Genomic DNA, 23,423 nt, shown 5'->3' with positions numbered 1-23,423 from the left:
AGCGGCCGGTGGCACGACGGGCGTTGACCACTCGTCCGGCTGCTTTCGGTGCCGGGAATACGGCGAACCGCTGTGACCACGTGCACGTGCCCATCTCCCGGATGGTTACGGTCCGTTGCTCTCTTGTCCGCACAGTGAAAGGCCGCGCATGACGCAGCACCCGGCACCCGACGCCCTGGACCGGGGCATCGCCATCATCGGTGTCTCATGTCGCCTCCCCGGCGGCATCCACGGCCTCGACGCGCTGTGGGGCGCCCTGCTCGAAGGGCGCGACGCGATCGACGAGGCTCCGGCGGACCGGTTCGACGCCCGCCGGTTCGTGACCACCGACATGGCCCGTACCGGCCGGAGTTACACCGCGGCGGGCGGTTTCCTCGACGACGTTGCGGGCTTCGACGCCGGCTACTTCGGCATCTCGCCGAAGGAAGCCGGGCAGATGGATCCGCAGCACCGGCTGCTGCTTGAGCTGGCCGCCGAGGCCCTGGACGACGCGGCTCTTGCTCCCGCCCGGCTCGCCGGCAGCGACACAGCCGTGTACGTCGGCATCTCTGACGCCTCCTACGGGATGATGCAGATGCTGTCGCTGCACACGGTCAACCCGTACACGATGTCGGGCGCGGCATCGTCCATCGCGGCCAACCGCCTGTCGCACGCCTTCGACCTGCGCGGTCCCAGCATGGCGGTGGACACCGCCTGTTCGTCCTCACTCGTGGCCCTGGACCGTGCGTGCCGCACGCTGTGGGACGGCACCAGCCGGGCGGCGCTGTGCGGCGGCGCCAACCTCCTGCTCAGCCCCTACCACTATGTGGGGTTCTCCCAGGCGTCGATGCTGTCGAAGCGCGGACACTGCGCGGCGTTCTCCGCGGACGCCGACGGGTTCGTCCGCGCCGAGGGCGGTGGCATGGTCGTCCTCAAGCGGCTGCCGGATGCCCTCGCCGACGGGGACCGGGTGCTCGGCGTGATCCTGGGCAGCGGCAGCAACAGCGACGGGCACACGATGGGGCTCGCCCTGCCCAGCGCCGAGGCACAGGAGGAGTTGCTGCGCGGCGTCTACGCCGACGCCGGCATCGATCCGGACGAAGTGGTCTACTTCGAGGCCCACGGCACCGGCACACCGGTCGGCGATCCGCTGGAGGCCCAGGCCATCGGCCGCGCTCTCGGGGTCCGCCGGATCACCGGCGCGCTGCCCATCGGCTCTGTCAAGACCAACGTCGGTCACCTGGAGCCGGCTTCGGGCATGGCGGGTCTGTGCAAGGCGCTGTTGGTGCTGCGGCATGGCATCGCTCCTGCCTCGTTGCACGCTGAAACCCCGCACCCGGACATCGACTTCACCGGGCTCGGCCTGAGCCTTACCGCCCAGCCACAGCAGCTGCCCGCGGTCGCCCGGCCTGTCGTGGGCGTCAACTCCTTCGGATTCGGCGGCTCCAACGCCCATGTCGCTCTCACCGCCGCACCGCCGAGCACCGCGTGTGCCGTGCCCGCGCCGCCACCTGAGGGACTGCCCCTGATGGCCAGCGGCCGTACTCCGCAGGCCGTGTCAGCTGCCGCGGCCGCCATGGCCCAACGGCTGGCCCACGCAAGTGAGGAGGAGTTCTACGACCTGGCCTACACCTCCTGCCGGCGCCGCGGCCTGCACGAGCACCGGGCCACCGTCCTGGCCCGCTCGCCGAAGGAGGCCGCACAGGGCTTTGCCGCGCTCGCCGAAAAAGCGGGCGAGGACACCCCCGAGGCCGACGCGGACGGCACTGCGGCTTCGCAGGTGTCCGCGGCCGTGGCCGAGGCGGCGCGCTGCGGCCACGTCACCTTCGTCTTCTGCGGCAACGGCTCACAGTGGGCCGGGATGGGCACCGACCTGCTCCAGGAACCGGTCTTCCGCACGGCCGTGGAGGAGGCGGACACCGAGCTCGCCCCCCGGCTGGGGTGGTCAGTCATCGAAGAGCTCGGCCGGCCCGCCGACGACTGGCGGCTCGAGGCCACTGAGGTTGCGCAGCCGCTGCTGTTCGCCGTGCAGCTGGGCATCGTGGCCATGCTGCGTGAGCGGGGCATCACGCCGGCGATGGTTCTGGGCCACAGCGTGGGCGAGGTGGCCGCCGCCCACACGGCCGGAGCCCTGACCCTCGCCCAGGCCGCGCAGGTGATCACGGAACGCAGCCGGGTGCAGGCCGCGACGGCAGGCCTGGGCCGCATGGCCGCCGTCGGCCTCGCTCCAGAGCAGGCGGCGAACGAGATCGCGGCCTGCGGTGAGGTGCTGGAGATCGCCGCCGTCAACAGTCCCAAGGATGTCACCGTCGCCGGCGACGCCGACGCCCTGGCGGCGCTCGGTGCCCGTCTCGCCGAGCGTGGTGTCTTCTTCCGGGACCTGGAACTCGACTACGCCTTCCACAGCCGTGCCATGGACGGCCAGCGTGAACCGCTCGCCGCGGCTCTGAACGGTCTCAAGCCCCGCGACGGCGACGTCGCACTGTATTCCACCGTGACCGGCGGACGGCTGCCGGGCAGCGCTTTGAACGCCGAGTACTGGTGGCACAACGTGCGCCGGCCGGTCCAGTTCGCTGCCGCGGTCGAACGGGCCGCCGACGACGGCGGCGACATCTTCGTCGAAATCGGTCCCCACCCCGTGCTGCGGACGTATCTCCGCCGCACCGCCACCGCACAGCCGGGCGGGAAAGCGACCACCATTGCCACCCTGCGCAGGGACACGGACGGCCGCCGGACACTGACCGCCGTGCCGGCCGCGCTGATCGCAGCAGGGGCCGACACCGACTGGGACCGGTATTTCCCCAAGCCTGGACGCGTCACCACGCTGCCCGCCTACCCGTGGCAGCGCGAACGGCACTGGAACGGCGACCCGGACGCCTGGTACGGGCAGGGTGCCCTCGTGCACCCGCTGCTGGGCTCGCGTATCAGCGCACCACACCCGGTGTGGGAAGGCACCGTCGAGCCGGGACTGGTTCCCTGGCTCACCGACCACCGCGTCGTCGGCTCCGTCGTCATGCCGGCCACCGGCTACGCGGAGATGGCACTCGCCGCCGGCCGCCAGGCGCTCGGCAAACCCGCCGAGGTCGAGCACCTGGACATCCAGACGGCCCTCGTCGTGCCCTGGTCCGAAGCCCCCACCGTCAGCGTTCAGACAGCCCTGCAGCCCGACAGCGGCGCGCTGACCATCACCAGCACCACCACCAGCACCCCGGAACCGCGCACCCACGTCCAGGCCCGGGTCCGCGCGCTGCTGCACCCCCGGCCGGCAGCACTGGATCTGAAACTGCTGGCAGCCCACTGCCCACGTCACCTCACCGGCGAAGAGCACTACACCGCCTGCGCCACCGCCGGCCTCACCTACGGGCCGACGTTCCAGGTACTGACCGGCCTGAACGTCGGCGAAGGCGAAGTCCTCGCCCACTACCACCACGCCACGCCAGGACAGCCGTACACCGTTCACCCCGCCCTCCTCGACGGCGCACTCCAGGCCGGCGCCCCGCTGCTGCAGGACCTGGCAGCCGACCAAGCCGCGTTCCTGCCCGCAGCGATCGGCGCCATCCGGGTCTGGGACGAGCCCACCCCCACCGGCGCCATCCGTGTACGCGAACGCAGCCGAAGCGATCACGAAGTGTGCTGGGACATCACCCTCACCGACGACGACGGACACGTCACCGCACAGATGGACGGCTGCCGGCTACACCGCGTCACGGCAACCGGCCGCACACCGCTCACCGTCCACCAGACAGAGCTGAAGGCCGCACCGCGCCTCGACAGCCCGGCCGCCCCTTCCCCGCTGCCCTCCCCGCAACGCATCGGCCAAGCAGCCGCACACCGGATCGCTCAACTGCGGGAACAACTGCCGGACCACTGCGGCCCTGCGATGGCTGTGCTGCGTGAGGTGACCGCCCGCCGGGCAGCCTCAGTCTTCGCCGCCATGCTGGCCGATCCGGACGTCCCCTTCACCGCGGATGATCTGGTGGCGGGCGGGATGCTGGAAAAGCACACGCGGATGCTGGCACTCATCCTGCCCGACATGGAAGAAATGGGCCTGATCGGAGCAGAAGGCCCCGGACGGTGGCGGCTGACAGCAGCCGACCGCTCCACGGACCACCTGATTCGTCACGCTGCCGCCAGCTCCCCCGACCAAAACGCCGCTCTCAGCATCGCCGTCCGTCACATCGCCAGGTTCGATGCACTCCTGCGCGGTGAGGCAGACCCTCTCGAATTGCTGGTGGACGACCACACCGCACAGGCGTTGGAGCACTTCTACGATCTCCTGCCTGTCTCGCGGTTCCACAACCGTGTCGTACAGGCCCTCACCCGCGAGATCGTCGCCCAGTGGCCCCAAGGACGTTCGCTGCGGGTCCTTGAGGTGGGAGCCGGAACAGGGGCCACGGCGGCGGCCCTGCTGCCCCTGCTGCCACCCGAGCGCACCCGCTACTGCTTCAGCGACATCTCCGCCTTCTTCTTCTCTCGTGCGCAAAGCCGACTGGCCTCCTACGACTTCGTCGACTACCGCACTTTCGACCTCTCCCAGGACCCGGTCGGCCAAGGCTTCACCCCGCACAGCTTCGACGTCGTCGTCGCCGGAACATCCCTGCACACCGCCCCCGACCTGGCGGACGCCCTGGGTAACGTGGCAACCCTGCTGGCGCCCGGCGGACAGCTGCTGGCCACCGAAGTGCACGACCCGCAGACCCTGCTGCCCTACTTCGGCTTCCTGGACAGCTTCTACGGCAACACCGACACCGAACTGCGTCCCCGCTCGCTCCTGTTGCCCCGTGACGAGTGGCCCGACCTGCTGCGCCGCTGCGGCTACGGTGACGTTCTCCAGACCGGGTACGGCACCGGCCCCGTGCGCGACGGATTCTCCGCCCTGCTCGCCGCGGCCCCGTCCCGGCCACCAGCCGAGCAGCCGGTCCCCGCGCGACGCCAGGCCAACGGCAGTGCCGTTGTGCTGGCGATCGAGTCTGCCGCCGAGCGGGAACTGGCCGAGGCTGTCAGCACTGCGCTCACCCAAGCCGGTGGCACCGCCTGCGTCGTAGAGATGAGCGACCACGATGACGCCTGGAGGGACGTTCTCTCCCAGGCTCACACCGCCCCTGGCACCGAACGCCGCGCCGTCGTCCTGATTCTCGGCGAGGTAACGGATCAAGCACCGGAACAACTGACCGCTTTGGCCAGTCAGCGCGCCGAAGCCGTGCGGTCCTTGATGACCGCGGCCGGCACAGCACCACAGGGCACACCGCCGGAACTGTGGCTGGTGAGCCGCCCCTGCGGCACCATGCCCGCCCCCGGCACCCCCCAGGAACTGGACGCCGCCCTCTGGGGCATGACCCGCAGCCTGGTCAACGAAGTCCCCGAGCTGATCAGTCGCCGCATCGGCCTGGAGCGCACCACGGACACCGCGAGTGACGCCGGCCGGCTCGCCGAGGAACTGCTTGACCCCACTATTGAGGACGAGGTCCTGCTGACCGCCGCGGACCGTTTCGTCCCCCGCGAACGCCATCGGCCCGCGGCCCGGTCCGCCGACGGCACCGTCCCGTACACCCTCCAGGTGCACAACCCCGGCCTCTCCTACCGGCTTGCCTGGCAGCAGCAGGAGATGCCGCAGCCAGGCCCCGGCGAGGTCCTGCTCGAAGTGCGCTCCGCCGCGCTGAACTACCGCGACCTGATGCAAAGCGTCGGCCTGCTGCCCGAAGAGGCCGTCGAGGGCACACTGTCGGCAAAGGGCTGCGGACTGGAGTGCGCCGGCGTCGTGGTCGCCTGCGGCGAGGGCGTGACCCATGTATCGCCCGGTGACCGCGTGGCGGGGATGGCGCCTGCCTCGCTCGCTTCCCATACGGTGACCAACTCCCGCGCGATCTGGCCGCTGCCCGACGACATGAGCTTCGCCGCAGCGGCCACCATGCCGGTCGCCTTCATCACCGTGCACTACAGCCTCGGACAGCTTGCCCGCCTGCAGCCCGGTGAGACCATCCTCGTGCACGGCGCCGCGGGCGGCGTCGGCCTCGCGGCGATCCAATACGCGCACGCACACGGGGCCCACGTCATCGCCACGGCCGGGAGCGGCCTCAAGCGCGATCTGCTGCGTGGACTGGGAGTGCGGCACGTGCTGGACTCCCGCACCCTGGACTTCGCCGTCCAGGTGCAGGAAATCACCGAAGGGCGCGGCGTCGACATCGTCCTCAACTCGCTCGCCGGCGAGGCCATCAGCCGCAGCCTGGAACTGCTGCGGCCGGGCGGCAGGTTCATCGAGCTCGGCAAACGGGACATCTACGAGAACAAGCCGCTGCTGCTGCGCCCGTTCGCCAACAACATCGCCTTCTTCGGCGTCGACCTCACCAAGGTGCTGCAGGACGAACAACAAGCCCAGGCGAGCCTGGCTGGTGTCAGCGAAGAGATCAAGCGCAACCGGTTCCGTCCCCTGCTGCACACCGTGTACCCCGCCGCACGTGTCGATGAGGCGTTCCGGCTCATGCAGCACTCACGCCACATCGGCAAGGTCGTCGTCGCCTTCGACCCCCTGGACGAGCCGCCCTTGGTGGAACCGATCCGGCCGCCCTTCCAACTGGACCGGACGGCCACCTACTTGGTCACCGGTGGTACCGGCGGATTCGGTGGGGCCACCGCTCAGTGGCTCGCCGACCTCGGCGCCCGCCACGTGGCCCTGGTCAGCCGCCGCGGCACCGAGGCGCCCGAGGCCGACGATGTCCTGGCCGCACTCACCACCCGCGGAGTGACGGCCACGGCCTATGCGGCGGACGTCACCCATCTCGAGGCGATGCGGGACATCACCGCCCGCATCGACGCCACCGGGTACCCGCTGCGTGGAGCTGTGCACTGCGCCATGCACCTGGACGACGCCCTGCTCAACGAACTGGACGGAGACCGGATCACCGCGGTCCTGGCCCCCAAGATCACCGGCGCGGCCGTCCTGGACCTGCTCCTACGGGACCGTGACTGCGACCTGTTCCTGATGTACTCGTCAGAAGCCGCGACCATGGGCAATCTCAAGCAAACGGCTTACGCGGCCGGCAACACCTACCTTGAGGCCCTCGTTCGCCGCCGCCGCCAGGAGGGACTGGCGGGCATGGCCATCGCTTGGGGAGCCATCGGGGACACCGGATACGTGGCCCGCAGCGCCATGCAGCAGACCCTGGCCGCCATCGGCCTCGAACCGCTCACCTCACAGGAGGCGTTCGCTTCGGCCGCATCGCTACTGGGCACCGACACCGAGGTCGCCGGCGTCGCGCGCTTCAACTGGGGCCGGGCCGGGAAAGTGCTGGGTTCCTCCATGAGCACACCACGGCTGAGCGCGCTGGTGCCGAAGAACACCGACGGCGGCTTCGACAGAGAGGAACTGATGCGCACGCTGGCTCAGACGCCGGCAGAGGAAGCCATCGCATACCTGACCGACAGTCTCGCCACTGTCCTGGCGGACATTCTGCAGATGGACAGCGACCAGTTCGACCCCCACCGCCGTCTGGACAGCTACGGGCTGGACTCCCTGATGGCCACCGAACTCCTGGTCACTCTCAACGAGCGCTTCAGCGTCGACATCCCTCCCATGGAACTGCTGCGCAGCAGCACCGGCACCCTCGCAGACGTCGCCCAGACGGTGTATCTGCGTCTCGGACTCCACACAGCCGAGCACCCCGCTCCCCAACCCGCCATTCCGCACCAGGCGGACAGTCCCGACAGTGAAAGGGCCACCGCGTCCACCAACTGATCCAAGCAGCGACCACTGTCTCCTCCGCGCCGCTCTCTCCGGAGCACTGCGCCGGGGGAGATATTGGCACGCTGCGCCAGACGTGGGCCACTCCGCGCCTGCCCGGCGCTCCCCCGCGTGCTCCCCAAGACCGTCCGTACTCCCCAGATCCTCCCTAGTGCTGGATTCCTCAAAGGAGGTACACATAGCGGCGGCGTACGTGCCTGGTGGGTGGTGCGGGTCTGCCCCAGATCCAGGGCCGGGCGCGGGAGTTGAGCCGGCCGGGGGCGACGCTGGTGGCGTCCGAAGGAGCGTCCGGCCAGGGCGGTCTTGCGGAAGATGCGCCACCAGCCTTCCTGGAGGTTGAGCCAGCAGGCGCCGACCGGGACGAAGACGTGCTTGATGCGTGGGTGGTCCTCGAGCCAGGTGCGGGTGGACACGCTGTTGTGCGAGGACAGGTTGTCCGTGATCACGTAGATGTCCCCGGCGGGGTTGGCGTACTCGATCAGTTGGAGGAACTGCTGGTAGAAGGCGCTGTTGCGGGAGGTGGCGGTCATCGTGACCGCTTGACCGTCACGGACACGTAAGGCGCCATAGACCCACGTCTTTTCCGGCCCGCGCGAGTAGTCGATCTCGTTCTTGATGCGGTGTCCGTCCGGCGAGCAGCCCGGTGCCGGCGGGAAAGCGCGGGGGATCACCGGGCCGAGCTCGTCGGCGCAGATGACCGTCGCGTCGGCGGGCGGGCTGGTGTAGAGCTCGACGATCCGTGTCCTTTTCCCTCGAAGTCCGGATCCTTCGAGCGCGTCCAGGAACGCGTGCGCCGCCAGCGGACCCCTTCCGCGAGCAGAATCCGGCGTACCTGGGAGCGGCTGACCTCGATGCCCAGGTCCCGGGCCGCGGCGGCCTGCGTGTCCAGGGTCCAGGTCGGCGCCCTTCTGCGACTCGACCGGGTTGGTGAACGGCGGCCCTCCGCTGCGGCAGTGGGCTGCGTGACAGCGACGAGCAGGGAGGCGATCAGGGACAGCAGAGCTGCCCCGAGCATCGCCCGGCGACGATGTGACCGTTGACGGTTCATGGCGTGGAGCCCGAGGGGCCCTTCCAGCACCTCGTCCGAGCGGCTGCCTCCGCTCGTTCGAGGATCAGTGTTCGCATTTTGGACGGAAACAGAGGTTCGCCGGGTTTGGCGTCAATGGGTCGACTCCGGCGCGTTCGTCGGCCCGCTGCCCGGTGGCCTGTTACCGCTCGTGGACCTCGGCACCGCCTGCCTCGCCGGTGGCGGCGTCTTCTCACCTTCGTCCTGACCGGTTCTGAAGGCTTTTTCGTCCGGGGCGTGGAGACTCTTCGCGTGCGGCGGGCCGGAAAGAAGGAGCCGAGATCGCCGCATCCATTGCGACGCCAGCGCGTGGCAGATGTGCCGGTTCGTTCGCGCAGCTCCGGTCCGTGGGGTCGGAGCTGCCCGAGGGGTTACGGAACGCCGGTCCGGGTCACTGGGTGTAGAACGTGGCGTCGGCCCGGTCGGTCGTCGTGCTCACAGCCTGGACGTACAGCAGGTAGTTGTAGTGGCGGATGTAGCGGCCCGGGAAGTTGTACGACTCGTAGGAGACTCCGGCGGAGTCCGCGAGGCCGGCCCGGGCCGTGAAGGAGGCGTCACCGGCGAACAGCGACGTCCCGTCGTTCTTCTCCACCCACACCTCGTTGTTCTTGTGGCGCAGGAAGTAGCCGGGGAAGTTCGCCGACTCCAGGGAGACGGTGCCGGTGCCGGCCAGACCGGTGACGACCCGGAACTGCGAGTCGGCCAGCGGCGAGACGTTCGCCTCGATCTTGGCGCGGTAGTCCCAGTGCCGGATGAACCGGTCGGGGAAGTTGTACGAGGAGAGCCGGATCGGGGTGAGCCCGTCGGCGACCGGGATGCCGAAGTCGGGCGTGCCGTCGGCCTTCCAGTAGATCTTCTGGACGCGGGTGCGGCGGTTGGGGTCGTTGAGGGGGGAGCCACTGATGTCCTTGTAGCTGCGGTCGTGGTAGACGAGGATGTCCGACTTGCCGTCCTCGGAGACCGTGAACTGGTTGTGCCCGGGGCCGTACTGGCTGGTGGCGGCGAAGCTGGCGAAGACCGGGTTCGCGGTCTTGGCCCACGACGAGGCGCTGAGCAGGTCGGCCGAGGCGGACGCGGTCAGCATGCCCATGCAGTAGACGTCACTGGTGGCGCTGGCGGAGAAGGTCATGAAGACCTTGCCGCCCCGCTGGATCACTGCCGGGCCCTCGTTGACCGTCGCTCCTCCGGCGGTCTCCCACGCGGCGGTCGGCCGGCTGATCATGACCGGGGTGCCGGTGATGGTCCATGGGCTGGACATCTGCGCGATGTAGAGGTTGGTGCCGGAGCCGACGGCCGGGTCGTTCTGCGCCCAGGCGAGGTAGCGGGTGCCGTTGACGGCGAAGGTCGTCGCGTCCAGGGAGAAGGTGTCCAGCGGCAGGGCGATACGGCCCTTCTCCGCCCAGGCCCCGGTGATCGGGTTCGCGTCGGTGCACTCCAGGACATAGGGCCGGATGTGCCAGACGTTGTTGGCGTCACCGGCGGCGAAGTAGATGTACCACTTGCCGTCGATGAAGTGGATCTCCGGAGCCCAGATGTAGCCGCCCATCACACCGGTGGCGTGCTTGGTCCAGACGGTCGTCTCGGCGGCCGAGGTCAGCCCCTGGATGGTGGTGGCGCGGCGGAGCACGATGCGGTCGTACGCCGGCACGGTGGCGGTGAAGTAGTAGAAGCCGTCGGTGTGCTTGAAGATGTGCGGGTCGGCCCGCTGCTCGGCGATGGTGTTCGTGTACGTCACACCCGGTGACGCGGGCACGGCGGCGTGGGCGGTACCGGCCGAGACACCGGTGACGGTGGCGGCGGCCGAGCCGGCGATCATGCCGAGGACCGTTCGACGGGTGAGCGCAGGTGTCACGGAGGACTCCTTCTGATGCCGGTGGTGCGGAGCTACCGCCTGTTCCCCATGGCCGGTATTTCGAACACCGTTCGTAATTTCAGCCAGAAGATAGGTACTGCGCCCACCTCAGTCAACGCTTCCGACCAAAGAAAGCATCGTCGGTGCCACCCGAACCACTTGAGGAACCACGCATTGCCGGATGTATTGACGCTCCCTGTTTCCCCTCCTATTGTCTGCTCGATCTTGCGAACACCGTTCGAGATATCGCACAACTCAGCTGGTCGGACAGCGAGTTGATGCCACAACGCCGTCTGACCACACCCCGCTCACGTGCTCCGCCCGCCAACCATCCGTCCGGCCCGCACCCCGGCCCCCGCCCCCGCCCCGAACAACAACCGTCACTTCGCCGCACAAGCCGTCACACCACCGGCGCAGCGGCTCGCGTGCCCGACCCGGGACACCACGGCGACCCGCACCGCACACGGGAGACCCACCGTGGTCCGGAGCCGCCCCCTTCCGGATCGTGCGGTGGCCGGGCCTTGTCCTGCCCGCACCGAGACCGGGCTCCCCGCCACCTCGCTCTCCCCCTTCGCCCGACGGTGGCGCCTGCACGACGACAGGAGATCCCATGACCGCTCTTCGCTCCCGGCTGTCGGTGATGTTGCTCGCCGTATGCCTTCTCTTCACAGGCCAGGCTCTGACCACACCCCAGCGGGCGGCCGCCGCCGACCCCGGCTACCTGATGGTGCACTTCACCGGCGATTCCGCGACCGGCCAGATGCTGTACCTCGCGCACAGCACGGACGGCCTGCACTGGAACGACCTCAACGGCGGAGCGCCGGTCCTGAACTCCATGATCGGCACAAAGGGGGTGCGCGACCCCGCACTGGTGCGCTCTCCCGACGGGAGCAAGTACTGGATCATCGCGACCGACCTGTGCATCCGCTGCGGCTCGACGTACACCAACGGCAGCCCCAACTTCGTGGTGTGGGAGTCGACCGACCTGGTCACCTGGTCGAAGCCGTGGCTGCTCGGCGCCGCCGGACTGATCCCCGGTGGGAAGAACGCATGGGCGCCGGAGGCGATCTTCAACCCCGAGACCAACGACTACGTCCTGTACTGGGCGACGAACGCCACGGTGAACGGCACCTTCAAGTACCGCATCTACGCCGCCCGCACCAAGGACTTCCGCACCATCACCACCCCGCAGATCTGGATCGACCCGCCCGGCAGCACTCCGGTCGTCGACACCCAGATGACGGAGGTGCCCGCCGGCACCGGCCCCTACCGCTACCTGCGGGTCTCCGGCGACGGCCAGAACAACGTCGAGGGCAGCAACTCGATCCTGGGGACGTGGACCAACCTCGGCAACCTCTCCAGCATCGGTCTCACCGGCAATGTGGTCGAAGGCCCGGTCTGGATGAAGTTCAGGGACCGCAACGAGTGGGCCCTCTACATCGACTACAACAACCCGCAGGGCGTCCGCGAATACAGGCCGATCCTGACGACCAACCCGTTCGACGTCAGCACCTACCGGCTTCAGGATGCGACCAGCTACGACATGGGCGGCACCCCGAAGCGCCACGGCGCGATCATGACCCTCACGGCCGCCGAGGAGAGCCGCGTGCTCGCCCGCTGGCCCAACACCCAGGCCCAGCGGCTGCAGTCGTACAACTTCCAGGACCGGTATGTGCGCCAGATCAACTTCGACGTGCGCATCGACCCCGACGTCATCCCCGTCGAGGACTCCCAGTTCCGGCTGCGACCCGGCCTGGCGGGCACCGACACCGTCTCCTTCGAGTCGGTGAACCACCCCGGCTACTTCCTGCGCCACGCCAACTACGACTTCCAGCTCGCCCTCTACGACGGCAGCAGCCAGTTCGCCGCGGACGCCACCTTCCGCAAGGTCGCCGGGCTCGCCGACTCCACCTGGTCGTCATTCCAGTCGTACAACTTCCCCGACCGCTACATCCGCCACTACGCGTACTACCTGAAGCTCGACCCGATCACCAGCGCCACGGGGCACGGCGACGCCACCTTCCGTGTGACGAGCTGACCCGACGCCGGCATCTCCTGGCATCCGTCCCCGACGCCAACTGCCCGGCCACGTGAATCCGCCCCTGCCCGTCGACCGCCTTCCGGCGCTGACGAGCAGCCCGGCCCCGAGTCCGGTGCCGAAAACGGCCGAAGCCGCACCGGCACGGAGGCGTCGACGCGACCCGCACCGTCCGCACGGCCGGCACCGGGGACGCGCCGACGCTCACCCTCACACCCATCCTGAGAAGGAGCCCTTCATGTTCAAGCCACCGTGGATACACAGCGTCAGACGCGCGCTGCTGGCGGCCGGTGCCACCGCCGCGCTCGCCGCCGGTCTGCTCTCCGCCACGGCCGCCCCCTCGCAGGCCGCCACGCAGGGGCCGTGCGACATCTACGCCGCGGGCGGCACCCCCTGCGTCGCCGCGCACAGCACCACCCGCGCCCTGTACGGGGCGTACAACGGCCCCCTGTACCAGGTCAAGCGCGCCTCCGACAACGCGACCAAGGACATCGGCCTGCTGAGCGCCGGCGGCTACGCCGACGCCGCGCAGCAGGACTCCTTCTGCGCGAACACCAGCTGCGTCATCACCGTCATCTACGACCAGTCCGGCAAGGGCAACAAGCTCACCCAGGCGCTCAGGGGCCACTGGCCCGGGCCGGCTGAGAACGGGAACGACAACCTGGCCAACGCCTTCGAGGCGCCGGTCACGGTCGGCGGCCACAAGGCGTACGGCGTCTACGTCGCCCCCGGCACCGGCTACCGGAACAACAACACCAACGGCATCGCCACCGGCGACCAGCCCGAGGGCATGTACGCCATCTTCGACGGCACGCACTTCAACGGCGGCTGCTGCTTCGACTACGGCAACGCCGAGACGACCGGCAACGACGACGGCAACGGCACCATGGAGGCCCTCTACTTCGGCAACAGCAAGGGCTGGGGCTGGGGCAGCGGCAACGGCCCCTGGGTCATGGCCGACCTGGAGAACGGCCTGTTCTCCGGGGTCAACCGCGGCTTCAACGCGGGCGACCCCAGCGTCAACAACCGGTTCCTGACCGCCATGCTCAAGGGCGGCCCGAACCAGTGGGCCATCCGCGGCGGCAACGCCCAGTCGGGCGGCCTGTCCACCTTCTACAACGGCGTACGCCCCAACGACACCGGCTACAACCCGATGAAGAAGCAGGGCGCGATCATCCTCGGCATCGGCGGCGACAACAGCAACACCGGCCAAGGCACCTTCTACGAAGGCGTGATGACCCAGGGCTATCCCTCGGACGCCACCGAGAACGCCGTCCAGGCCAACATCACCGCCGCCGGCTACAACAGCGGCTCGACCAGCACCGGAACCCTCACCCCCGGCTCCCGGATCTCGCTGAAGGCCACCACCTCGCCCTGCTGCACCTCGCACTACCTGCGCCACAACGACGCCGACACCAAGGTCGTCATCTCCAGCATCAACTCCGCCAGCTCGGCCACCGACAAGGCCGACGCCACCTGGATCGTCCGGGCCGGACTGGCCAACACCTCCTGCCTGTCCTTCGAGTCGGCCGACAAGCCCGGCCAGTTCCTGCGCCACTCCAACTACCAGCTCTACCTGAACACGGACAACGGCGGCAGCTCGTTCGCGCAGGACGCCACCTTCTGCCCCACCGCGGGCAACAGCGGGATCGGCCACTCCTTCCAGTCCGTCAACTTCCCGACGAAGTACCTCCGCCACTACAACTACACGGTCTACATCGCCAGTAACGGCGGCACCAACGCCTGGGACTCCACGACGTCGTGGGCCCAGGACACCAGCTGGCTCACCGCGTCTCCCTGGAGCTGACGAGGGACCGAACCCGTGGGCGCCTCCGGGCCGGGGCGCTCACGGGTTCGGGAACCCCCACTCTTTCCCTACGCCCTGGAGGCACCAGATGAGCGCAATCCCCCTCCCGTCGCGCCGGCTGTTCCTCGGCATGGCCGCGGCCGTGCCACTGTCCATGACCGGCGCGCTGACGCTCGGCAGCCGGTCCGCGAGCGCCGCGACGGGCTCCCCGTTCGTCATGGGCTACTTCACCCAGTCACCGAGAAACCTCGGTACGGACTACGGCCTGCACCTCGCGGTCAGCACCGACGCGCTGCAGTGGATGCCGCTGAACCAGAACAACCCCGTGGTGACCCCGACCGGGGGCGAAGGTGGTCTGCGCGACCCGTTCATCCTGCCCAAGCAGGACGGCACCTACGTCGTCATGGCGACCAACCTGAAGGGAACCGACTGGACGAAGCAGAGCCAGGTCATCCACGTCTGGGACTCCACCGACCTGCGCTCCTTCGACAACTACCGCCTGCTGAAACTGCACTCGATGGCCACCCACAGCTGGGCGCCCGAAGCCTTCTGGGACGCCTCCCGCGGCCAGTACGCCATCATCTACTCGGCCGTCAACAGCAGCGGACACAACGTGATCATGGTGAACTACACCACGGACTTCACGACCGTGACATCACCGCAGGTCTTCTTCGACCCGGGCTACGACGTCATCGACGGCTCCCTGGCCATGAACGTGAACGGCGTCAACTACCTGTACTTCAAGGGCCACAACAGCCTCGTGGGGGCGAGGTCCACCTCCCTCGACCCCGGCAGCTTCACCGTCTTCACCTCCGGCCTGGCGCCGCAAGGAGGCATCGAGGCCCCGATCCTCGCCCAGGCTTCCGGCACCTGGTACCTGTGGGGCGACGCCAACGCGGTGTTCTACGCCTGGCAGACCAGCGACCTCTCCACCGGCACCTGGACCGCCGCCGACCGGCGCGTCTACACCCAGCCGCTGAACTCCAAACACGCCACCATCCAGCCGATCCCCCAGACCGTGTACGACAACATGGTCGCCAAGTGGGGCAAGCCCGCCTGGAACCGGCTGAAGTCCTACAACTTCCCGGACAGATACTGGCGGCACGCCGACTACACCGGCCGCATCGACCCGTACCCCTTCGACCCCTACACCGACTCGCAATGGAAGCTGGTGCCGGGACTCGCCGACCCCACCGGCGTCTCCTTCCAGTCCGTCAACAATCCGACCCGCTACCTGCGGCACGCCTACTACCAGCTGCGGCTTGACGTCAACGACGGCACAACGAAGTTCGTCCAGGACGCCACCTTCCACAAGACCGCCGGGCTCGCCGATCCGTCCTGGTCGTCATTCCGCTCGTACAACTACCCGGACCGCTACATCCGGCACTACGACTACGTGCTGCGTATCGACCCGATCTCCACCGCCGTCGGCAGAGCCGACGCCACGTTCTCCGTCTGGTACTGAGACGACATGCCACGGGGCCCGTGCAGAGGAGGGCGCCGTCGGTAGAGCCCGACTACCGATGTCGTTTCGACGTGCGACTGGGAGTCGCACGCTCACGCGAATACCCGATGTACGCGACTTCGGGAGTCACCCGCACGTCGGTGGCGGCATGGGCTCGGGACGCAGCCACCTACTCGTAGCAGGGAGCGCCGCACAGCACGGTGACCGTGCTACTGTCGCTGGCCGCCGTGGAGGTGGTGTGGGTGACGGCCGTGGGGGTCCTGCTGGTCTCCCAGGGCATGGGTGCGGCCATGGCCTGCGGTCCGAGGGTAGCGAAGGCCGCGGTGGCCACGAACACGACGGCGAGCACACGCTTGCGCAAATGCATCTGAACTCCCTTACCCCCCGGCCGGCCGACACCGGCTCCGGCCCGCCCCTTCCACCCGATGGCCGACAGCGACACCGCACCCCAGACACCCACGGCGAACCGGCCGACCACCCGCCCGGCCGGCCGCTCCACGGGAGCCGCCCCCGGTTAGCGGTTGACCGACCGCATCCCCGCCTCGTCGTACCGCTCCCCCGCCGCCTCGGGCAGCTCCGCGTCAATGCGGGCCAGGTCGTTCTTGGTCAGCACGACGTCGGCCGCCGCGGCGTTCTGCTCCAGGTAGGTACGGCGCTTGGTGCCCGGGATCGGCACCAGGTGCTCGTCCTGGGCCAGCACCCAGGCGATCGCCAGCTGTGCCGGGGTCACGTCCTTCTCCGCGGCGATCTCCCTCACCATCGCCGCCAGCCGCTGGTTCGCCTCCAGGTTGGCGTCCTGGAAACGCGGGTTCTGGCGGCGCCAGTCGTTCGCGTCCAGGTCGTCCGGCGACGTGAAGCGCCCGGCGAGGAAGCCGCGGCCCAGCGGCGAGTACGGCACGAAGCCGATGCCCAGCTCCCGGCAGGCCGGCAGCACCTCGGCCTCCACGTCCCGCGACCACAGCGAGTACTCGCTCTGCACCGCGGTCACAGGGTGCACGGCGTGCGCGCGCCGGATGGTCTGCGCGCTCGCCTCGCTCAGCCCGATGTGGCGCACCTTGCCCTCGGCGACCAGTTCGCCCAGCGCGCCCACCGTCTCCTCGATGGGGACGTTCGGGTCGACGCGGTGCTGGTAGTACAGGTCGATGTGGTCGGTCCCCAGACGCTGTAGGGAGCCGTGGACCGAGCTGCGGACGTGCTCGGCCGAACCGTCCTGCGAGCCGACCGTGCTGATGTCGCCGGGTACGGCGTTGTCCATCCGGTAGTTGAACTTCGTCGCGATCACATACTCGTCGCGACGTCCCCGGATGGCCTCGCCGACCAGCGACTCGTTGGTGAGCGGGCCGTACATCTGTGCGGTGTCGAGGAAGTTCATGCCGAGGTCGAGGGCGCGCCGGATGGTCGCGATGCCCTCCTCCTGGTCGGTGGATCCGTAGAAGGCGGACATGCCCATGCATCCGAGGCCGATGGCCGATACCTGGAGATCCCGCAGGCTGCGCTTCTGCATGCCGTGTCCCAGCCTTTCTGCACGCTCGTTCGTTGTTTTCCGGACGTACCAAGCCCTTCATCCATCCGGCGACGGATGTGGCCGTCCGGCATCCTGCAGGGCGCCGAATGGCGGGCTTGGTACGCCCCGATGTCTGCGACGCTACGGCCTGGAGCGCACTCCAGGGCAAGTCGGCGGGGCGGCGGGGGCAGCCACTGTCTGAAGCCCTGCCCCGCCTGCAGCGTGTCTCACCAGCGCATGCATGGCAAAGTGCGAATCCCCTGCAGGGGCCCACTGCCCGTCATCGCCCTCACCGGCCCTCCCGTGCCACACCCCTGCCCCAAGGCCCGGACGGCGCAGCCGACCTGCGGCCATGCGCAGAGACATTGTGGCGGTACGCAGTGGGTGCCTCGGGGTCTCGTCCGGCGACGCCACGGCGACGTAGCTTTACGGTACGCATTCATGGTTCGAGACCCTGGGAGGCTGCGATGGCACACCTCGACCCCTTAGTGATCGATCCGGCCGGCCGCGACATCCACGGCGAGGCCGCCCGGATCCGCGACCGCGGACCGCTCACCCCGGTGGAACTTCCCGACGGCGTCGAGGCATGGGCCGTCAGTGACCCCGATCTGCTCAGGCGCCTGCTCACCGACTCGCGTGTCTCCAAGGATCCGCGCCGCCACTGGACGAGCTGGATCAACGGCGAAATCACCCCGCAGTGGCCGCTGTTCACCTGGGTGGCGGTGCAGAACATGTTCACCGCATACGGCGGCGAGCACAAACGGCTGCGCGCCCTGGTCGCCAAGGCGTTCACCGCACGCCGTACCGCCGCGCTCCGGCCTCGTATCGAGGAGGTCACCACGGACTTGCTGGACCGGGTGGAACAGGCCGGACGGGACGGGCGGGTCGTCGATCTGCGTGAGGGGTTCTGCTACCCGCTGCCGATCCAGGTGATCAGCGATCTGTTGGGGCTGCCCGAGGAGCAGGGAGCCGAACTGCGCGCCGTCGTGGACAGCGTCTTCCACACCTCCGCCTCACCGGAGGAAGTCACCGACACCTACACGCGCTTCTACGCCGCGCTCGCCAAACTCGTCGCCCTCAAAAGGGAGTCGCCCGGCGACGACCTGACCTCTGCCCTCATCGCGGCCCGTGACGACGAGGACGGCACCCGCCTGAGCGAGCAGGAACTCCTCGACACCCTCATGCTCATGATCAGCGCGGGCCACGAGACCACGGTCAACCTCATCGACAACGCCATCCACGCCCTGCTGACCCACCCGGACCAGCTCGCACTCATCCGCGGCGGCCACGCCTCCTGGGACGACGTGATCGAGGAGACGCTGCGCGTCGAGGCACCCGTCGCCAGCCTGCCTCTGCGGTATGCCGTGGAGGACCTGGTAATGGGGGAATTCGGCGGTCCCGAAGGCGTCGTGATCGGCAAGGGCGAAGCCATCCTGGCCGCGTACGCCGCAGCCGGACGCCACCCCGGCAAATACGGCGGCGACGCCGACCGCTTCGACGTCACCCGCGTCGACAAGGAGCACCTGGCCTTCGGGTACGGCGTTCACTTCTGCCTGGGCGCGCCGCTGGGGCGGCTGGAGGCGCGGATCGCACTGCCGGCGCTCTTCGACCGCTTTCCGGGACTGCAACTCGCCGTGCCCCAGCAGGAGTTGGAGCCGGTGGACTCCTTCATCTCCAACGGCCACCGCTCCCTTCCGGTGCACCTTCGCTGATCACTGCCCGGGCCGGCTGGTCCGCACCCGGTCCCGCCGGCCAGTCGGTGCAAGGCCTCGACATCCGTTGTCTCAACTGAGACAGCACAAGCTCTGAGACAGTCCAACTGTCCCTAACGTCCGCAGCGTGGGGAAAAGCCGGCGCGCTCCCCGCTCGCCGCCCCGGTGAAGGCCAGGCAGCAGGAGAAGGAGGCCGCCGCGGTGTGAGCGGGCGCCCGACGACCAGGACCTGCGTACCCGGGACCTGACACGAGCGCACCTGGACGATTGGGCGAGCACTCATCCGACCCAGCGCACTCGTCTCATCCCGTTCGTCCGCTGGGTGCACGCCCGTCACATCGTCCGTGACCTGGAGATCCACCCCCGGCCGAGGCAGCTCCCCGGCACCTTCCAGGATGAGGCAACCCACCAGGCCGAACTGCGACGCTGCCTGACCGACACCGGCCTCCCCCCGCCCGTACGCATCTTCGGCGCCCTGGTCCGCCTCTACGCCCTGTCCCTGACCCGGATCGTCGAACTCACCACCGACCAGTTCCACCGGGAAGCCGAGGCCGCCTACCTCACCCTCGACCGCCACCCGGTGCTGCTCCCCCCGGCACTGGCCACCCTGCTCGATGAACAGATCGCCCAACTCCCCGCCCCACAACCCCCGCAGGACCACCGACATCTCCTCCTGCCGGGCGCCGTGCCCGGTCGCCCCCGCAACCCCGTCGGCCTGGCCGACCAGATGAAGCACCACGGCCTTCCCGTACGGGCCGCACGCAACACCGCCCTGATGGAGGCCATCACAGACCTGCCGCCCATCGTCGTCGCCGGCCTCTTCGGCATCAGCCCCGCGACCGCCCACCGCTGGTCCCAGCTCGCCGGGAACAGCTTGGCGCCGTACCTCGCCACCCGGCAGCGATCACGGCCGTAGCGACCCACCAGGGCTGGCCGCGCGGGCGGCGGGCCGTTCAGCGCGGAATCACCCAGCCCGGCCTCCAGGTGCCGGCAGCGTCGTGGTCGGCCGTCGTGGCGGCCAGGTGGGTGCGGAGGGTGGCCAGCGCCGGGTGCGGGTTGTCGCGGTGCCACAGGAGCGAGTGCGGGTAGACCGGGGTCGGGTCGATGACCGGGATGCGGCGCAGGTCGTGGCCGGCGGGCCAGATGAGGCGGGTGGGCTCGCCCATGAAGGTGGCCAGGGCCGGGGTGTCGGCGATGGTGTCGAGGAGTACGTCGGAGCCGAAGTTGGGGCCCGTCGCCTCGATGGTGAGGCCGAACTCGGCGACAAGGTCGTCGTAATAGGCGGCCCATTCGGTGCCGGGGGCGAGGCCGGGCATCCAGATCCGGTGCCCGGTGAGCTGGGCGAGGGTGACCGAGCGGGCGCCTGCCAGTGCGTGGCGGGGGCCGGTCATGAGCTGGAGCGGCTCGTCGAGGACCCGGACGGACTCGATGTCCTCGGAGAGGGTTCGGCCTGGCATCCCGACCGCGCGGAACGACGCGTCGATGGTGCCGGATCGGATGGCGGCGACGGCCGCCTCGATGTCGAACAGCATCATCACGTCGAGGTCGATCTCGGGGTGTGCGCGGTGGAAGCCACGCATCAGGCCCGACTGCGCGCTGCGCGAGGCGATCACGTCGACGCGAAGCGGACGGTGGCCGGGGCGCACGGAGCCTATCGCGCGCTCCTCGACGCGCAGCAGCTCGCGTGCGTGGGGCAGGAACGCCTGACCGTCGATGGTGAGCTCGGCGCCGCGTGGGGCACGGATGAACAACCGCACACCGAGGGTGCGCTCCAGCGCGGCGATGCGTTTGGAGACGGCCTGCTGGGTGATCGAAAGGTCGGCGGCGGCCTTCTGGAACTGGCCCGCATCCGCGACGGCGACGAAGGTACGTACTGCTTCGAGATCCACGCCGACCCACCTTAGGGAACAACTGATTGTTGTGGATGGCTGGCAGGTCAGTTGTTTGACCTGCTGTTGTCCTGCCCGCTTATCTCCCAATGGTCAACGTCAGTTTGTTCGGGTGGGACCTCAAGGGGAGTGCGCTGAGCATGGTGGGCAGGAGACGGTTGGGCCGGCAGTTCGGCTGGCTGTGGGCGTCATATGCGGTGAGCGCATATGGGTCCGGGCTGGGGTTCGGGGCGTTGCCGCTGATCGCGGTGCTGGTGCTGCATGCTGGACCCGCTGAGGTGTCCGCGCTGTCCGCGGTGGGGCCTGCGGTGGGTGCGCTGATCGCGGTGCCTCTCGCGCCGTGGGTGGAGTTCCGGCGCAAGCGCCCAGTCATGATCATGATGGACCTGGCCCGGTTTACGGCCATGGCGACGATCCCCGTCGCCTACGCCTTCGGATGGCTCAGTTTCGTCCAACTGCTCGTGGTCTCGGCCGTGGTTGCCGCAGCCAAGATCGCGTTCAACGCGGCCAGCGGTGCCTACCTCAAGGCCCTCGTCCGGCCGGACGACCTTCTCATCGCCAACGCGCGGTTCGAGTCCACGAACTGGAGCTCCATCGCGGTGGGGCCACCGCTGGGCGGGGCGGCGATCGGCCTGTTCGGGCCGGTCACCACCGTGGTGGCCGACGCGCTCAGCTACCTGCTCTCCGCGCTCGGCATCACCGCGATCCGCGGCCAGGAAGAAGCGCCGCGAACAACCGACAAGAGCCCGGTCCAGGCGCGTGCATTGCTCGACGGCTGGCGACACATCATGGGCCACCCCGGCCTGCGCGCCCTCTACCTCAACCAAATGCTCGTCGCCGGTGTGATCATGGCCACCGAGCCGCTACTGGCGGTGCTCCTGCTTCGCCAACTCGGGTTCCCGCCCTGGCAGTACGGCCTCGCCTTCGCCGCCCCCTGCCTCGGCGGCCTCATCGGCTCGCGGCTGGCCCGCCGTGTCGTAGCCCGCTTCGGCCGGCACCGGGTCTTCCGGACCGTCGGCACCCTGCGCGCCATCTGGCTGATCGGCCTGGCCTTCGTCCGCCCCGGCGTCGTCGGCCTCGCCACCGTGATGGCCGTCGAGCTGGCGATCATCATCAACATGAGCCTGTACAGCCCGGTACTCGCCACCTACCGGCTCGAACACACCCCCAAGCATCTCGTCGCCCGCACCCTGTCGGCCTGGTCGATCGGCCAGCAGGCGTCCATCGCCATCCTCACCGCGCTCGCCGGGCTGCTCGCCGACATCACCAGCCCACGCACCGCTCTCACGGTCGCAGGACTGCTCATCCTGACCACCCCGCTCCTGCTTCCCCGACACGACCAGACGTCGCAGCACGAGCCGGAACTGTCCCGCAGCCCCTCATGAGGCACCACAACTTGCCACCCGCAAACCGCAGCCGGTCCGCCGGTGCGTGTCTGCGTCGACCTGGCACACCACCGCTTAAGGAGAACGCGCGTGAATACTGCCCTGGCGCTTGACCCCACCCACACCGCTCTTCTCGTCATGGACTACCAGCCCGCGATCCTGGCCTTTGTGCCCGAAGGCGAGGCCCGAAACGTCCTGCTCGGTCGTATGGAAGGGGCCATCGCCGACGTTCGCGCAATTGGCGGCACCATCGCCTACATACGCGTCGGCTTCACCGATGCCGACTGGGCCGCGATCCCGGCCTCCAACAAGTCATTCGCCCCGCTGGCCCACCACCGCGTCATGCACCACGAGGACCCTGCCGCCGCCATCCACGAGCGCCTGGCTCCCCAGGACGGCGACATCATCGTGCGCAAGATCCGCTACGGCGGCATGTCCACCACCGACCTCGACCAGCAGCTACGCGAGCGTGGCATCACCACTCTGATCGTCTCCGGCATCAGCACCAGCGGAGTCGTCCCTGTCCACCGTCATCGACGCGGCCGACCGCGACTACCAGCTCTACATCCTGTCCGACGGCGTCGCCGACCCAGACACCGAAGTCCACAACGTCCTGCTCCACAAAGTCTTCCCCTCACGGGCCCACATCATCGACACCACCGAGCTGCACGCCCTGCTCCGGGCTGACTGATCCGAACCACGAGCCGAGATGACGGCACGGTGGGCAACGGACCAGCCGGCGAGTGCCTTGACCAGGTGCGTCAGGCCGGCCCGGTCTTGGTCAGGCGGTAGTCGACCTGGGCGGCCACGGTCGGGTACACGGTGCGTAACACGAGGCCGTCGCGTTCGAGCCTGCGCACGGTGAGGGTGAGCATCTCCGATCGCGCATGTCGCCGCAGAGGCTGTGTAGGTGGAAACGGGCTCTGGTCCACTTCTTGTGGTCGCGTACGCAGAGTGACCGTTGATCTTCGCCTGATGGTGGGTTAAG

Annotated in this window: 12 protein-coding genes and 3 pseudogenes; 9 read left to right on the top strand and 6 right to left on the bottom strand. The window is 69.0% G+C overall.

All coding sequences use genetic code 11. The features are described from left to right. Positions 1 to 148 precede the first annotated feature (148 nt). Complete coding sequence (locus EDD92_RS46965; RefSeq protein WP_123969975.1) at positions 149 to 7,711, top strand: type I polyketide synthase; 7,563 nt, start codon at positions 149 to 151, stop codon at positions 7,709 to 7,711. 338 nt (positions 7,712 to 8,049) lie between these two features. Here the strand turns inward: EDD92_RS46965 and EDD92_RS51850 are convergent. Next, positions 8,050 to 8,388, bottom strand: a pseudogene (locus tag EDD92_RS51850) (transposase); the annotation flags it as partial. A 786-nt stretch (positions 8,389 to 9,174) separates the two neighbouring features. Next, positions 9,175 to 10,599, bottom strand: coding sequence for a family 43 glycosylhydrolase (locus tag EDD92_RS46950; protein WP_123970872.1), 1,425 nt, complete (start codon positions 10,597 to 10,599; stop codon positions 9,175 to 9,177). Positions 10,600 to 11,245: 646 nt separating this feature from the next. Here EDD92_RS46950 and EDD92_RS46945 point away from each other — a divergent pair. The 3 genes from EDD92_RS46945 (at position 11,246) to EDD92_RS46935 (ending at position 15,945) form a co-directional block, all read left to right on the top strand. Next, entirely contained in the window at positions 11,246 to 12,673 is a 1,428-nt protein-coding gene (locus EDD92_RS46945) for a glycoside hydrolase family 43 protein (RefSeq protein ID WP_123969974.1), read from the top strand. 238 nt (positions 12,674 to 12,911) lie between these two features. Beyond that, positions 12,912 to 14,480, top strand: coding sequence for an alpha-L-arabinofuranosidase B (locus EDD92_RS46940; protein ID WP_123969973.1), 1,569 nt, complete (start codon positions 12,912 to 12,914; stop codon positions 14,478 to 14,480). A gap of 88 nt (positions 14,481 to 14,568) precedes the next feature. Further along, the gene (locus EDD92_RS46935; protein ID WP_123969972.1) at positions 14,569 to 15,945 is read left to right on the top strand and encodes a glycoside hydrolase family 43 protein; all 1,377 of its coding nucleotides are present in this window, start codon (positions 14,569 to 14,571) and stop codon (positions 15,943 to 15,945) included. 169 nt (positions 15,946 to 16,114) lie between these two features. On the opposite strand, the gene EDD92_RS46930 is transcribed toward EDD92_RS46935, so the two are convergent. Together EDD92_RS46930 and EDD92_RS46925 are read right to left on the bottom strand one after the other, a co-directional pair. Continuing rightward, positions 16,115 to 16,312, bottom strand: a complete 198-nt coding sequence (locus EDD92_RS46930) for a hypothetical protein (RefSeq protein ID WP_123969971.1) — start codon at positions 16,310 to 16,312, stop codon at positions 16,115 to 16,117. 147 nt (positions 16,313 to 16,459) lie between these two features. Then, positions 16,460 to 17,449 (bottom strand): aldo/keto reductase, encoded by a 990-nt coding sequence (locus tag EDD92_RS46925; RefSeq protein WP_123969970.1) that lies wholly within the window; start codon positions 17,447 to 17,449, stop codon positions 16,460 to 16,462. Between the two features lie 467 nt (positions 17,450 to 17,916). On the opposite strand from EDD92_RS46925, the gene EDD92_RS46920 reads away from it, so the two are divergent. Together EDD92_RS46920 and EDD92_RS46915 are read left to right on the top strand one after the other, a co-directional pair. Beyond that, on the top strand, positions 17,917 to 19,161 hold the full coding sequence (locus EDD92_RS46920) for a cytochrome P450 (protein WP_123969969.1): 1,245 nt from the start codon (positions 17,917 to 17,919) through the stop codon (positions 19,159 to 19,161). Between the two features lie 322 nt (positions 19,162 to 19,483). Continuing rightward, entirely contained in the window at positions 19,484 to 20,077 is a 594-nt protein-coding gene (locus EDD92_RS46915) for a hypothetical protein (protein ID WP_260327227.1), read from the top strand. A gap of 37 nt (positions 20,078 to 20,114) precedes the next feature. Here EDD92_RS46915 and EDD92_RS46910 read toward each other — a convergent pair whose 3' ends face one another. After that, on the bottom strand, positions 20,115 to 21,050 hold the full coding sequence (locus EDD92_RS46910) for a LysR family transcriptional regulator (RefSeq protein ID WP_123969968.1): 936 nt from the start codon (positions 21,048 to 21,050) through the stop codon (positions 20,115 to 20,117). A 140-nt stretch (positions 21,051 to 21,190) separates the two neighbouring features. On the opposite strand from EDD92_RS46910, the gene EDD92_RS46905 reads away from it, so the two are divergent. From EDD92_RS46905 to EDD92_RS51840, 3 genes and pseudogenes are all read left to right on the top strand, one after another. Then, the gene (locus tag EDD92_RS46905) at positions 21,191 to 22,435 is read left to right on the top strand and encodes an MFS transporter (protein ID WP_123969967.1); all 1,245 of its coding nucleotides are present in this window, start codon (positions 21,191 to 21,193) and stop codon (positions 22,433 to 22,435) included. A 138-nt stretch (positions 22,436 to 22,573) separates the two neighbouring features. Further along, positions 22,574 to 22,894 (top strand): annotated as a pseudogene (locus EDD92_RS51845) (isochorismatase family protein); the annotation flags it as partial. A 61-nt stretch (positions 22,895 to 22,955) separates the two neighbouring features. Then, on the top strand, positions 22,956 to 23,126 hold the full coding sequence (locus EDD92_RS51840; protein ID WP_311736823.1) for an isochorismatase family protein: 171 nt from the start codon (positions 22,956 to 22,958) through the stop codon (positions 23,124 to 23,126). A 14-nt stretch (positions 23,127 to 23,140) separates the two neighbouring features. Here EDD92_RS51840 and EDD92_RS50610 read toward each other — a convergent pair. After that, positions 23,141 to 23,310: pseudogene (locus tag EDD92_RS50610) on the bottom strand (winged helix-turn-helix transcriptional regulator); the annotation flags it as partial. Positions 23,311 to 23,423 lie beyond the last annotated feature (113 nt).

Source organism: Streptomyces sp. TLI_185, assembly GCF_003814765.1.
Classification (GTDB): domain Bacteria; phylum Actinomycetota; class Actinomycetes; order Streptomycetales; family Streptomycetaceae; genus Streptomyces.
This window is presented reverse-complemented; position numbering and strand designations above follow the sequence as displayed.

Excerpts from the sequence above, each read along its gene's own strand:
- EDD92_RS46945 (WP_123969974.1), top strand. The coding sequence starts at position 11,246 with ATGACCGCTCTTCGCTCCCGGCTGTCGGTGATGTTGCTCGCCGTATGC.
- EDD92_RS46905 (WP_123969967.1), top strand. The coding sequence starts at position 21,191 with ATGGTGGGCAGGAGACGGTTGGGCCGGCAGTTCGGCTGGCTGTGGGCG.
- EDD92_RS46925 (WP_123969970.1), bottom strand. The coding sequence starts at position 17,449 with ATGCAGAAGCGCAGCCTGCGGGATCTCCAGGTATCGGCCATCGGCCTC.
- EDD92_RS46920 (WP_123969969.1), top strand. The coding sequence starts at position 17,917 with ATGGCACACCTCGACCCCTTAGTGATCGATCCGGCCGGCCGCGACATC.
- EDD92_RS46965 (WP_123969975.1), top strand. The coding sequence starts at position 149 with ATGACGCAGCACCCGGCACCCGACGCCCTGGACCGGGGCATCGCCATC.
- EDD92_RS46950 (WP_123970872.1), bottom strand. The coding sequence starts at position 10,599 with ATGATCGCCGGCTCGGCCGCCGCCACCGTCACCGGTGTCTCGGCCGGT.
- EDD92_RS46930 (WP_123969971.1), bottom strand. The coding sequence starts at position 16,312 with ATGCATTTGCGCAAGCGTGTGCTCGCCGTCGTGTTCGTGGCCACCGCG.
- EDD92_RS46935 (WP_123969972.1), top strand. The coding sequence starts at position 14,569 with ATGAGCGCAATCCCCCTCCCGTCGCGCCGGCTGTTCCTCGGCATGGCC.
- EDD92_RS46940 (WP_123969973.1), top strand. The coding sequence starts at position 12,912 with ATGTTCAAGCCACCGTGGATACACAGCGTCAGACGCGCGCTGCTGGCG.